The sequence below is a fragment of the Bradyrhizobium sp. YCK136 genome (assembly GCF_044570075.1).
Lineage (GTDB): Bacteria > Pseudomonadota > Alphaproteobacteria > Rhizobiales > Xanthobacteraceae > Bradyrhizobium > Bradyrhizobium diazoefficiens.
Genome location: NZ_CP172424.1, coordinates 7,606,649 through 7,619,101 on the forward strand (window position 1 = coordinate 7,606,649; position 12,453 = coordinate 7,619,101).

Sequence of the window (12,453 nt, forward strand, 5' to 3'; positions counted from 1 at the left end):
GCTCAGGGCGTCTTGACGATGAATCGTCCGTCGTACAGGAAGGCGCCCTTGAACCCACTTTGCACACTTTCGAAGCCGCCAGTGCCTGTCGCGTTTGCGTACGTTCCGGTGCCCGACAGGATCGTATATTCGCCCTTTGCCTTACCGTCCTTGATCGCACCGGCGTAGCGCGCCGTGATCGAGGAGCCATCGTCGAAGGTGTAGGTGCTGTAGCCGAACATGGGCCCCGAGCCCTTGAGCAAATCACTGGAGTTGACGAAGTCCTTCACGGCGATGCGGCCATCCTTGAAAACGGCAACGCCAAACATCTTGCCGGACATGACCGTCTGACCTTCAACATTCGCGACCTCGGTGACCTTGACGTCCACCGGCCTGGTGACGAGCTTGAATTCGAGCACTTGCTCACCAGCGCGAGCAGTCGTGGGCAACGAGAGCGCGACCAACAGAAAGTACGAGGCACAAGCTATTCGCATGGTGTGTCCTCCTCAAATCCGTTCATGATGGAATGGGGTCCCGCGTCCGCGGGACCCTCGGCAGCATAGCAGGTCTTTCAGATGCTGGTCAGGGTCACGACCGTGCTGCATCGCGGCGCGAGGTCTATTGCGCGGTAGCGGAGTAACTCGCAGGGCTCAAACGCTCGTGAAGCGTCGCGCACAATGACGGAAGATATCTCGATGTTGTCGATCGTTCGCAACGACGGCGCTCTCTCAGAGCGCCTGTCATTCGGCAATCACCGCGCCGCGGCGATCTTCAGCGGCTGCGGCATCAGTCCGCCCATGGGGCGGCCGGAGCGCGCCGGGTTGAGCTGATAGAGACCGCGGCGCTCAGTGATGGGACGGAACGCATCGGTGATGCCGACGACGGATTCGGCGGCGCCAAGCAGCAGCGTGCCGTCGGCTTCCAGCCCCTTCGCCATGCGCTCGAAGATCACCGCCTTGGTATCCTGGTCGAAATAGATCAACACGTTGCGGCAGAAGATCACGTCGAACGTGCCGAGATGGGAAAAGTCCTGCAACAGATTGAGCTGGCGGAACTGCACCATCGCGCGAATGTCGGCATTGAGCTGCCAGAGCTCGCCGACTTGCGTGAAGTACTTCATCAGGTGCTGGATCGGCAGGCCACGCTGCACCTCGAACTGGCTGTAGACGCCGGCCTTGGATTTCTCCAGCACCTCCTGCGACAGGTCGGTCGCGACGATCTCGACGCGCCAGCCGGCCAGGGCCGCGCCCATCTCCTTCACGCACATCGCGATCGAATAGGGCTCCTGCCCTGTCGACGACGCCGCCGACCAGATGCGCAGCGACTTGCGCGCAGCGCGCGCCTGGATCAGGCCCGGCAGGATGGTCTCGCGCAGATGATCGAACGGAATCTTGTCGCGGTAGAAGAAGGTCTCGTTGGTGGTCATCGCTTCGACCACGTCGGTCGCAAGCCGGCCATCGCCGTTCCTGATCTTCAGCACGAGATCGGGGATGCCGGGCAGGCTCGCCTTGCGGGCGAGCGGCAGCAGCCGGCTCTCGACCAGATACTGCTTGTCGGCGGAGAGATCGAGGCCGGAGCGCTCTTTCAGGAACTTGCGCAGATACTCGTAGTCAACCGGCGTCACGAGCGGTCTCCCGCGAACAGGCGGTTGACCTTGGCGCCGATCTGGTTGAGCGGCAGGATCGCCGCGCAGATGCCGGCATTGGCCGCCGCGCCCGGCATGCCCCAGACGACGCTGGAGGCTTCATCCTGTGCGATGACGCTGCCGCCGGCGGCAACGATGTCCTTGCCGCCGCGCATGCCGTCCGAGCCCATGCCCGTCAGGATCACGGAGAGGACGGCGCCGTGCCAGATGTCGATGGCGGAGGTGAAGAGCGGATCGACCGCGGGCTTGCAGAAATTGACGGCGGGGCCGTCGTCGAGCGCGATCGCCACGTCCGCACCGCTGCGCACCACGCGCATATGCTTGCCGCCGGGCGCGAGATAGATCCGTCCCGGCTTCACCGGCTCGCCGTCGACCGCCTCGGCTGCCGGCCGGCGGCTCGAACGCGCCAGATGCTCGGCAAGAATGGTGGTGAAGGTCGGCGGCATGTGCTGGGTGATCAGCACCGGGAAGCGGTCGATCACCGGGCCGAGCTCGGTGACGAGAGCCATCAGTGCCTGCGGACCGCCGGTCGAGGAGCCGATCAGCAGCACCTTGGGGGCCTGGGTCGAGAACGGGCGCGTGGACAGCGCCCCCGACGACAGGGCATTGGCGGCCGGTGCAGGCGCGGCGGGCCGCGCGACAATCGGTGCACGTGCAGCCGGAGCGGGGCTCGCAGGCGCCAGCGGCGGGCTCGCAACCGCGGGCTTCCGGCGCAGCCGTGCACCGAGGTGACGGATCTTCTGGATCAGGTCATGATGGAAGGTGTCCGCGGCCGACGCTTCGCGCGTCGATTCCGGCTTCGGAATGTAGTCGGCCGCGCCGAGCGAGAGCGCCTTGAAGCTGATCTCCGCGTTGCGGCGCGTCAGCGTCGAGGCCATGATGATGACGAGATCGCGCTTCTTCGCCAGCAATTGCGGCAGCGCGGAGATGCCGTCGAGCTCGGGCATTTCGATGTCGAGCACGGCAACATCAGGGTTGATGCGTTCGAGCTGGTTGACCGCCTCGAGCCCGGTACGCAGCGAGGCTGCGACCTCCATGTCGTGCTCGGCACCGACCCAGCGCGAGATCAGACCGCGGATGACGACGGAGTCATCGACGATCATCACCCGCAGCGGTCCCGCTTCACGCGACGAACCCGTGGTCGAATTACCTGCGAACGCAACACTCATTACTCACCAACTCAGACTGAAACGGTTCAGTTGAAAACAAACGCCGAAGGAGCCGTTCAGCCTCCGGACGGTCGCTCAGATCAGGCCGACTTCCTGGAACTTCGCCGTCACGATGTCCTTGTCGAAGGGCTTCATGATGTACTCGTTGGCGCCGGCATGAAGCGCACGCGCGATGTGCGCAACGTCGTTCTCGGTGGTGCAGAACACCACCTTGGGCTGGTCGCCGCCGGGCATGCGCCGGAGATGGCCGAGGAACTCGTAGCCGTCCATGACAGGCATGTTCCAGTCCAGCAGCACCGCGTCGGGCAAGCCGCGCTTGCAGGCCTCCAGCGCCTTCTCACCGTCCTCGGCTTCGAGGATCTGGAAGTCGAGGCCCTCCAGGATCCGGCGCGCAACCTTGCGGATGACGCTGGAATCATCAACGACGAGACAAGTTCGCATGTGAACCTCTGCTTCCTGTCCCCTTCGCGGGGACACTTCCAATTGCACGTCCGTCGGCGGCAGTGCCGCCGTATCAGGCCGCCATCATCTCGGGCGCGAGCTCGAGGACGCGATCGACGTCGAGGACGACCATGAGCTGGCCGTCGAGGCGGTGGACACCGCCGGCGAGCTTGGCCATGCGGGGGTCGAGGTTGACGGGGTTTTCTTCTTTGCCGTCCTCGGGCAGGCGCAGCACCTCGCCGATCTGGTCGATCAGCAGGCCATAGGATTCGCCGCGCAGGTCGACACCGACCGCCATCGGCACCTTGCCGTCCTCGGGCCTCGGCAGGCCGAGACGGGCGCGCATGTCGACCACGGTGACGATGCGGCCGCGCAGGTTGAGGACGCCGGCGATCTCGCGGGAGGACAGCGGAACGCGGGTGACGCGCTCGGGCATGAACACGTCCTGGACGCGGGAGATCGGCAGGCCGAACAGCTGGCCGCCGATCATCGCGGTGACGTATTCGACCATGGCGCCTTCGGTGGACTGGGTCTTGTTGGCCATCAGCGTATCTCCTGATCCCGCTTTTTCGTTTTGAGCATGATCTCGTCGGAAAACCGCTTCACACTTTTCCGGATCATGCTCTTACGCCGCTGCCCGGCTCAGCTCGGAGGCGCCGGCGGCGCCCGCGGTCTGCTCCTTCAGCGCCGCGATCAGACCGGGACGGTCGAACTTGGCGACATAGTCGTGGAAGCCGGCCTGACGGCCGCGCTCGATCGCCGCCGGCGACACCAGCGCGGACAGGCCGATGATCGGCATCGCGCCGAGATTGTTGTCGGAGCGGATCACCTCGGCGAACTCGAACCCGTTCATGTCGGGCATCTCGATGTCGGTCAGGACCACGTCGAAGCTCTGGGCGCGCAGCGCGGCCAGGCCCTCCTGCGCGGTCGGCGCGGTGCGGACGCGGTAGCCGGCGGCTTTCAGGACGGGGGCCAGCATGTTGCGGAAGAACGCGGAGTCGTCGACCAGCAGCACCGACTGCGAGTGCATCGACGGCTTCATCTCCTTGCGGGTGAACCAGTCGGCGAACGCCATCGGCAGGAAGTGGCCGACGTCAATCACCTCGGTGGCCTGCCCCTTGATCACGGCCGAGCCCAGGATGCCCTGGCTGGAGCCGCCGACCTCGATGTTGAGGCGTTCCTCGACGATGTCGATGATCTCGTCGACGACGAGGCCCATGGAGCGGCCGTCGTCGGCGAACACCAGGATCGGCTGGGCGCCCTGGCTGGCAACGGTGACGCTCTCCATGGCGACGAGCGGCATCAGCTGCTCGCGGTACTGCACCATGTAGCGGCCGTTGCTGAACTCGATCTTGTCGGCGGGGAGCTCTTCGAGGCGCGTAACGAGCCCGAGCGGGACCGCCTTGGGCTGGGACGAGCCGGCGCGGAACACCAGCAGCGAGGTGGTCTGCTCGCCACTTCCGATGTGATGCGCCCCGTTCTCGTCGCCCATGTCATGGGCCGAGGAGCCGGCAGCACCCAGCGCCTTGGCAATGCCGTTGGGGTCGATGATCATGATGACGGCGCCATCGCCCAGGATGGTGTTGCCGGAGAACATGTCGATGTGACGCAGCTTCGTCGACATCGGCTTCACCACGATTTCTTCGGTGTGGAAGACGCCGTCGACGACGATGCCAAAGGTCTGGCTGCCGACCTGCGTCACCACGATAAAACCGTTCTCGGGATCGCTGGCCGCGCCGTCGTCGATCTTGAGCAGCTTCTTCAAATGGATCAGCGGCAAGAGCTTGTTGCGGAGACGAAGAACCGCCGTGTCCTTGATGCGCTCGATGCGGTGCTCGCTGTTGGCGCGGGCCCGGACCAGCTCGACGACGGAGAGCTGCGGGATCGCGAAGCGGTCGCCGGCGGCTTCCACGATCAGCGCGGAGACGATGGCCAAGGTCAGCGGGATCTTGATGGTGACGGAGGAACCCTCGCCGGCCACCGACTTGATGTCGATGGTGCCGCCGATCTGGTCGATATTGGTGCGCACCACGTCCATGCCGACGCCGCGCCCCGACACCGAGGTGATGGCGGCCGCGGTCGAGAAGCCCGGCGCGAAGATGAACTTGTGGATCTGGGCTTCGCTCATCTTCTCGAGCTCGGCCTCGGTGACGAGACCCGAGGAGATCGCCTTGGCCTTGATCCTCTCGGTGTTGAGGCCGCGGCCGTTGTCGGCGATGCAGATGATGATGTGGCCGCCCTCGTGATAGGCGGAGAGGCGGATGGTGCCCTGCTCGCCCTTGCCGGCCGCGAGCCGCTCGGCGGGGGTCTCCAGGCCATGGTCGGCGGAGTTGCGCACCATGTGGGTGAGCGGGTCCTTGATCAGGTCGAGCACCTGGCGGTCGAGCTCGGTGTCGGCGCCGTGCATCTCCAGCTCGATCTGCTTGCCGAGTTCGCTCGACAGGTCGCGGACGATGCGGGGCAGCTTCTGCCAGGCATTGCCGATCGGCTGCATGCGCGTCTTCATGACGCCTTCCTGCAGCTCGGCGGTGACGTTGGAGAGGCGCTGCAACGGCACCTTGAACTCGGTGTCCTCGTTGCGGCGGGAGATCTCCAGCAGCTGGTTGCGGGTCAAGACCAGCTCGGAGACCATGGTCATCAGATGCTCCAGCGTATCCACGTTGACGCGGATCGACTGGTTGGCGATGCGGTCGCCCTCGGAGGCGCCCTCGTCGGCCATCGACTTCTTCGGCGCGGCCTTCTCCTTGGCGGCAGGCTTGGCAGCTTCCTTGGCAGCCTCTTTGGCAACAGGGGCCGGAGCCGGCGCGGGCTCAGCCTTGACCTCGGCCTTGACGATTGGCGCGGGGATTGGGGCTTCGATCGCGGTCTCGCGGAAGGCGCGCTCGAGCTCGTCCAGCGACACCTCGCCCGGGCGCAGCGGGCGCTCCAGGGTCTGGTCGATCAGCGAACCCGTGGTCATGTCCTTGGCCGGCGCAGCGGCGGCCGGCGCTTCCGGCACCAGCGGCGGGGCGTCAGCAACGGGAGCGGCGCTGCCAGCCGCCATCGCCGCCATGCCCTGCTCGACCATCGCTTCCAGCTTGTCGATGAGATCGCGGTCGGTGCCCTCGGGCTCGGCTTCGGTCGCCTCGAGGCCGGCGAGGATCTCCTTGATGCGGTCGATCGAGGACAGGATCACCGTCACCGCCTGCCCCGTCACCGGCATGCCGTCGCGGAACTTGCCCATCAGCGTCTCGCCGGCATGCGCCAGCGCTTCCAGTCGCGGCAAGCCGAGGAAGCCGCACGTCCCCTTGATGGTGTGGACCAGGCGGAAGATGTTATCCAGGATCTTGGCGTTGTTCGGCTCCTGCTCGAACTTCACCAGCTGATTGTCGACGGTGTCCAGGCTCTCGCTGGTCTCCGTCAAGAACTCCCGCAACAGATCATCCATGAAAACAGGCCTTCATACAGGGAGGGCGCGCACGAGGCGTGATGCGCCATTTCGGAATGGGGCCAGCTTCACCGCAAAGCGTTTAATAATGGTTGAGTATGTGGAAAAGAACGGAACCAACAAAGAGATAAGGCGCTCCGGACAAGCCGAAGCGCCTCGTAAAGATTCGATTAACGTCTTGAGAGCGATGCGCGCGTTTACGAAGCGGTAACGATGATGGCTGCGCCTTCCGGTGCGAGCGTCACGGTGAGCCCGCAGGCCTGCGCGAGCAGCCGCGTATAATAAGGCTGGATCGCGTGCGCATCCGCAGCGGGCCCGCGCTCGCCGCTCAGGAGCTCGGCGATGTTCTGCGGCAGGCGCGCGTTGTGTCCGGTCGCGGTGATGCGAAAGCTCATCGTCTCGCCCTCGCCGACCGGATCGATCGTCAGCGTACCGCCGCGCGGGATCGTATGCTGGGCCACGACCAGCATGTTGAGCAGCAGCTTGACGCGATTCTTCGGCAGCAGCAGCCGCGGCAGATTCCACGTGATCGTGCACTTGCCGTCCTCGATGTGGCCGCGCGCCATGGTCTGGGCATCGCCGAGGTCGATCTGGGCGCCGGAGGAGCCGGCCGCGCCGAAGGCGAGACGGCAGAACTGGAGGCGGGCGGAGGCCGTCTTGGCGCTCTTGCGAATCAGGTCGAGCGCGAACTCGCGGTCCTCGGGCTTGGGATCGTCGTCGAGCACTTCGAGCCCGTTGACGATGGCGCCGACGGGGCTGATGAGATCGTGGCAGACCCGCGAGCACAGCAGCGCGGCGAGTTCGAGCATATCGGGAGCAGTAACGGTCGCGGGCGACGAGGCGTCAGACATATAATGGGGTCCTGGAGGGTTCCTGGAATTGCACGGCGCTGGACGCCGCGAATCACGCATGCTTGACGGATGCTGCGGGTTCTAACATTCGCAAGCCTGCGGCAGCTAGCTTGCGATCGGTTCGGGGCGGCCATAAAGCCACGGGCGAATCAGTCGAGCAGGAACGGAATTGCCGATGAATGAGGCATGCAGGTGAAGCGGATCATCGACGGCGCGGCCGCATCCGACCTGATGGAGCCGCTCACCGCGCTGGTGGTGAAGGCGGGCGAAGCGATCCTCGCGGTCAACCGCGCGGCGATGCGGGTCGACGGCAAGCAGGACGGCTCGCCGGTGACCGAGGCCGACCTTGCCGCCGACCGCGTCATTGCGGACGGCCTGGCGCAGCTCGCAGGCGACATCCCGACGCTGTCGGAGGAACGGACCCAGCTCGCCGCTCCGCCGTTCCGCGACAGCTTCTTCCTGATCGATCCGCTCGACGGTACCAAGGAGTTCGTGGCCGGCCGCGACGAGTTCACCGTCAACCTCGCCCTCGTCACTCAGGGGGTGCCGCTGCTCGGCATCGTCAGCGCACCCGCACTCGGGCTGCTCTGGCGCGGCATCGTCGGCCGCGGCGCCGAGCGCGTCAGATTTGACGGCGCTACCATCGGTGCCGCCGAGCCGGTCCATACCCGCAAGCTGCCGGCGCCGGGCGAGCCCTGGGTCGCGGCGGTGAGCCGCTCGCACGGCGATCCCAAAAGCGAAGCGTTCATCGACAACAGGCCCAATGCCGTCAGAAGGACGGTCGGCTCGGCCGTGAAATTCGGCCGGATCGCGGAAGGCAGCGCCGACATCTATCCCCGCTTCGGGCCCACTTCGGAGTGGGATGTCGGGGCCGGCTGCGCGGTCGTAACCGCGGCCGGCGGCAAGGTCACCGACGGCAAGGGCGGCGAGATCCTGTTCGGCCAGCGGCAGGACACCGGCTTCATCATCCCGGAGTTCATCGCCTGGGGCGACCCGCAGGCGGTAGACCGCTACTGACTGAGCTGCTCCTGAAGCGCCGGCCAGCGCTTGCCGACTTCGTAGAGGAAGCGCTCCGGATTGGCGGCGAAGGCGTCGCGATTGGCCTCCCGGCTGAACAGGTAAAGTCGCTGCGCCACGATCGCGAAGAAGCGGGGGTTGCCGGCGATGGTGACGCCGCGGGCGATGTCGGCAGGGTCATAGCCGCCGAACTGCGGCCCATAGACCTCGGGATGGGCCAGGAAGGAGGCCCGGTTGCCCTCGTTCCGGAAGCGCCAGACCGCACCCCAGAGGTTCGCTTCGAACTCAGCCGTCCCCTGCACGGCGCTGCCATCGACGAAATAGGCGACGGGATCGAAGCCCTCGATGGCGACGCCGCTGAAGCGGTTGACGACGATCCGTTCGGTGGTGGCAGCCTGGGCGGGCAACCATGCGCAGGCCATCCAAATGCCCGCCAGCAGGCAGACGAGGCGGCCGATCAAGGCAATTCCGGGGCGCAAAGGGCTATCTTCCTGCCGTTGTGCCGTCATAGTTGCTGCGGATAACATCCGAGTCGAGGGGACATCCGGCGCAACCTAGAGCCGTGCCTGTTGGCGTCAGGTTAAGGAAGCGATCGGATTCGATACCAGGGGTTCTTTTATGACTTTCGCATCACGCCTTGCTGCGCTCGCGCTCGCCGCGATGGTCGGCTGGATCGTGCCGGCCTCCGCCCAGCAGGCGCCGCCGCCCAACCTGCCGCCGCCGCAGCGGACCCCGACGCCCACCACCTATGGGCGGGACGAGCTCGTGACCGCCGGCCACCGCTTCTTCGGCAACGTCTCGCGCGGGCTCGCCTCGATCATCGAGAAGGCGGTCAGCCAGTGGGGCCTGCCGAACGGCTATATCCTGGGTGAGGAAGGCTCCGGCGCCTTCGTCGCCGGCCTGCGCTATGGCGAAGGCACGCTCTACACCAAGAACGCCGGCGACCTGCGCGTCTACTGGCAGGGCCCCTCGCTCGGCTTCGACTGGGGCGGCGACGGCGCGCGCACCATGACGCTGGTCTACAACCTGCCCGCCACCAACGCGATCTACCAGCGCTTCGCCGGCCTCGACGGCTCGGCCTATATCATCGGCGGCTTCGGCATGACGGCGCTCACCGCCAACAACATCGTGCTGGTGCCGATCCGCTCCGGACTCGGCCTGCGGCTGGGAGCCAATATCGGCTACCTGAAGTACACGCCGCGCGCGACCTGGAACCCGTTCTAGGACTCCCTCCACCGGTCCAATTCCGGATTCACGTTAACAACAGGGCGGGGCTGGCTTTTTGCCGGCCCGCCATGCATTGTCGTTGGTAAATTTTTCCTTAGCTTTGGGAGTTCTGGCCCATGGTCGAACCGATCATGTACCTGGCGATCGGTTTCCTGCTCGCGATGCTGTGCGGGCTTGCCATCGTGCCGCTGGTGCATAACCGCGCGGTGCGCCTGACCACGCGCCGGCTCGAGGCCGCCACCCCGCTGTCGATGGCCGAGATCCAGGCCGACAAGGACCAGCTCCGCGCCGAATTCGCCATGTCGGCGCGACGGCTCGAGATGAGCGTCGACCAGCTCAAGAACAAGACCACGAGCCAGCTCGCCGAGCTCGGCAAGAAGAGCGACGCCATCAACCGCATGAAGATCGAGCTCGGCGAGAAGAACGCCACGATCTTCGCGCTGGAGGCGCGCGAGAAGGCGGTGAAGGAGCAGCTCCGCGCCACCGAAGAGGAATTCAGCGCCAAGACCGAAGCATTGCGCGGCGCCGAGAATGCGCTGACCGACAAGCAGAACGAGCTGGCAAAGATCAACTCCGAACTGTCCAACCGCTCGATGATGGCGGAGAGCCGCCAGGTCGAGCTGGTCGCGGTGCGCGCGCAGATCGAGGAATTGAAGAACCGCGTCGGCGATGCCGAGAAGGAGTTTGCCGCAACGCAGGCGCGGCTGACGCAGGAGCGAACCGAATCCGAGACCGCCTCGCGCGAGCTCGGCGATGCACGCGGCCGCGTCGAGAATCTGAGCCAGCGCGTCAACGAGCTCGATCGCCAGCTCATCGTGCAGGTGAAGGAGGCCGAGATGCTCTCGGGCCGCGTCGCCGACCTCGAGGGACGCCTCGCCACGCAAGGCAAGCTGCTCGCCGAGCGCGACTACGAGAACAACCAGCTCCGCCAGGCCAGCGAGGGCTCCGAGCGCACAATCAAGGAGCTCCGCGTCGAGATCGCCGCCTTGAGCGGCGGCAAGTCGTCGGCCGCCATGGAATCGCTGCGCGCGGAAAAGGCCGCGCTGGAGGAGCAGCTCCGCACCGCGCGCGACGAGCGCGCCAAGCTCCAGCGCGACATCAACGCGATCCAGCAGCAGGCAGAAAGCTCCTGGGCGACCGAGCGCATGGAGAACGCGTTGCTGCGCGAGCGCATCAACGACATCGCCGCCGAGGTCGCAAAGCTGGCGATGCAGCTCGAAGGCCCGAACTCGCCGATCGAGGCGCTGCTTGCGGCCGAGGCCGGCCAGCCGCCGAAGCCGGCGCCGCGCCCGGCCAACGACGCCGCCAGCAACGGCGCGGCCGCAGGCACCCTGCCCGAGGGCGGCGGAACGCTCGCCGAGCGCATCCGCGCGCTCCAGGCCCACGCCTCCCGCGCCCGCCAGCAGGGCGCCTAAGCGGGCCGAAACCCGGCTTCACCGCTGGATTGCGTCATCTACGGAAGGTTTTCGGGCCGGAGGACGCCTCGAAACTTGACACCTTCGGCCCGCACTTCTAAATCGCGGGCTCTGATACGCCGGCCGGCCGAAAGTCCGGCCGTCGGCATGATGGTCCCGGGCGCATAGCTCAGCGGGAGAGCGTTCCCTTCACACGGGAGAGGTCCAAGGTTCGATCCCTTGTGCGCCCACCATCCATCCTCCTGAACCCTGCCGGTTGCTGACGATCCCCGACGCCTGGCGGCTATCGTCACCCGCCCAAATCAAAAATGTCGAAAACAACCCCATGCACAGTAGCCGACATCAGTCGGATCAATGGGTTACGCCTTTTCCGAATCGACTTGCTCCGTCGGGCAAGACAGGGGCATGATGGCAGCATTCGAGGAGAGAGTTCCTGAGCCCGTCATTGCGAGCGCAGCGAAGCAATTCCAATATCCCTCCGCGGAAAGACTCTGGATTGCTTCGCTGCGCTCGCAATGACGGAGCAAGGGACGAGACCGCGCCGGTTCACGCGCACGCAAGCTTCAAGCGGCCCGAGCCGGCCGCAAGGCCGCGTAGAGGCCGACGAGGGTCCCGATCGCGACCAGCGCTGCCGCCAGCAGCAGCTGCAATTCGCCATCATCGGTGGCGCCTACCGACGATACAAGTCTGGTCACGACGACGAACAGAACGCCCACGGAGGCCGCTGCACCCACGCAAAGATGGACGATCTCTCGCGTCAGGTTACGGCCGAGCAGTCCGAGTGCCGTGAAATACATCGCGCACGCGTTGGGGTGAACGAACAAGGCAACGCGCGCGTAGGGACCGTAGGCGTCGAGCAGGGACTCACACCGGCGCAGTGCCGCTTTTGAGGCAACCCGCTGCAACAGCGGTCTGAAAAAACGAGCCTGTCCGTAACTCAGGACGGCACCCACGATGATGGCCAGCCACGCCACGATAAAGACGGAGACATCCGCAGGCTTCGGATTGAGCGCCACGGACATCAGGATGAGGGCGGTCCCGGGAAAATAGCCAAAATACGGGAAGACCGACTCCAGCAGCACGCAGACGAACATGAAGACCGGAAACCACGGTGACCCGGTCGCACCCTCGACGATGGCGTTCAAGTCGAAGAGATCGGTCTTGTACAGGACGAGGTACATGCACATGGCTAGTCCAGCCAGCGCGTAGAACGGCAACGCTCCCGACAGAAACCGTCTCATCCAACCATCGGGCTTTGTTGCGCGGGCACAGCACAGACCAT

12 protein-coding genes and 1 tRNA gene are annotated in these 12,453 nt (G+C 65.6%); 4 read left to right on the plus strand and 9 right to left on the minus strand.

Annotation, left to right across the window (positions count from 1 at the left end):
* Nucleotides 1–2: 2 nt before the first annotated feature.
* From ACFLEY_RS36705 to chpT, 7 genes are all read right to left on the minus strand, one after another.
* On the minus strand, nucleotides 3–398 hold the full coding sequence (locus tag ACFLEY_RS36705) for a hypothetical protein (RefSeq protein WP_304566241.1): 396 nt from the start codon (nucleotides 396–398) through the stop codon (nucleotides 3–5).
* A 332-nt stretch (nucleotides 399–730) separates the two neighbouring features.
* Nucleotides 731–1,603 carry a protein-glutamate O-methyltransferase CheR gene (locus ACFLEY_RS36710; protein WP_011084985.1) on the minus strand — a complete coding sequence of 291 codons (873 nt, stop codon included), beginning with the start codon at nucleotides 1,601–1,603 and terminating at the stop codon, nucleotides 731–733.
* Nucleotides 1,600–2,793, minus strand: coding sequence for a chemotaxis response regulator protein-glutamate methylesterase (locus ACFLEY_RS36715; RefSeq protein ID WP_211433564.1), 1,194 nt, complete (start codon nucleotides 2,791–2,793; stop codon nucleotides 1,600–1,602). Before ACFLEY_RS36715 ends, ACFLEY_RS36710 begins: the two co-directional genes overlap by 4 nt.
* A 75-nt stretch (nucleotides 2,794–2,868) precedes the next feature.
* Entirely contained in the window at nucleotides 2,869–3,234 is a 366-nt protein-coding gene (locus tag ACFLEY_RS36720; protein WP_007600538.1) for a PleD family two-component system response regulator, read from the minus strand.
* Between the two features lie 73 nt (nucleotides 3,235–3,307).
* Nucleotides 3,308–3,778: a chemotaxis protein CheW gene (locus ACFLEY_RS36725; protein ID WP_011084983.1), complete on the minus strand. Its 471-nt coding sequence runs from the start codon at nucleotides 3,776–3,778 to the stop codon at nucleotides 3,308–3,310.
* Nucleotides 3,779–3,859: 81 nt separating this feature from the next.
* Nucleotides 3,860–6,661 carry a hybrid sensor histidine kinase/response regulator gene (locus ACFLEY_RS36730; RefSeq protein WP_060910700.1) on the minus strand — a complete coding sequence of 934 codons (2,802 nt, stop codon included), beginning with the start codon at nucleotides 6,659–6,661 and terminating at the stop codon, nucleotides 3,860–3,862.
* A gap of 197 nt (nucleotides 6,662–6,858) precedes the next feature.
* Nucleotides 6,859–7,512, minus strand: coding sequence for a histidine phosphotransferase ChpT (chpT, locus tag ACFLEY_RS36735; RefSeq protein ID WP_028176023.1), 654 nt, complete (start codon nucleotides 7,510–7,512; stop codon nucleotides 6,859–6,861).
* A 186-nt stretch (nucleotides 7,513–7,698) separates the two neighbouring features.
* Here chpT and ACFLEY_RS36740 point away from each other — a divergent pair, with 186 nt between their 5' ends.
* On the plus strand, nucleotides 7,699–8,529 hold the full coding sequence (locus ACFLEY_RS36740) for a 3'(2'),5'-bisphosphate nucleotidase CysQ (RefSeq protein WP_082756024.1): 831 nt from the start codon (nucleotides 7,699–7,701) through the stop codon (nucleotides 8,527–8,529).
* Here the strand turns inward: ACFLEY_RS36740 and ACFLEY_RS36745 are convergent.
* The gene (locus ACFLEY_RS36745) at nucleotides 8,523–9,008 is read right to left on the minus strand and encodes a YHS domain-containing (seleno)protein (protein ID WP_060910699.1); all 486 of its coding nucleotides are present in this window, start codon (nucleotides 9,006–9,008) and stop codon (nucleotides 8,523–8,525) included. The two genes, ACFLEY_RS36740 and ACFLEY_RS36745, sit on opposite strands and share 7 nt — an antisense overlap.
* A 139-nt stretch (nucleotides 9,009–9,147) precedes the next feature.
* Here ACFLEY_RS36745 and ACFLEY_RS36750 point away from each other — a divergent pair, with 139 nt between their 5' ends.
* From ACFLEY_RS36750 to ACFLEY_RS36760, 3 genes are all read left to right on the plus strand, one after another.
* A complete protein-coding gene (locus ACFLEY_RS36750; protein WP_060910698.1) occupies nucleotides 9,148–9,753 on the plus strand; it encodes a DUF1134 domain-containing protein in 606 nt (201 codons plus the stop codon).
* A 119-nt stretch (nucleotides 9,754–9,872) separates the two neighbouring features.
* The gene (locus ACFLEY_RS36755; RefSeq protein ID WP_060910697.1) at nucleotides 9,873–11,171 is read left to right on the plus strand and encodes a hypothetical protein; all 1,299 of its coding nucleotides are present in this window, start codon (nucleotides 9,873–9,875) and stop codon (nucleotides 11,169–11,171) included.
* A 158-nt stretch (nucleotides 11,172–11,329) separates the two neighbouring features.
* Nucleotides 11,330–11,404: transfer RNA gene (locus ACFLEY_RS36760), tRNA-Val, on the plus strand.
* Between the two features lie 330 nt (nucleotides 11,405–11,734).
* On the opposite strand, the gene ACFLEY_RS36765 is transcribed toward ACFLEY_RS36760, so the two are convergent.
* On the minus strand, nucleotides 11,735–12,412 hold the full coding sequence (locus tag ACFLEY_RS36765; RefSeq protein WP_011089958.1) for a hypothetical protein: 678 nt from the start codon (nucleotides 12,410–12,412) through the stop codon (nucleotides 11,735–11,737).
* Nucleotides 12,413–12,453: the final 41 nt, after the last annotated feature.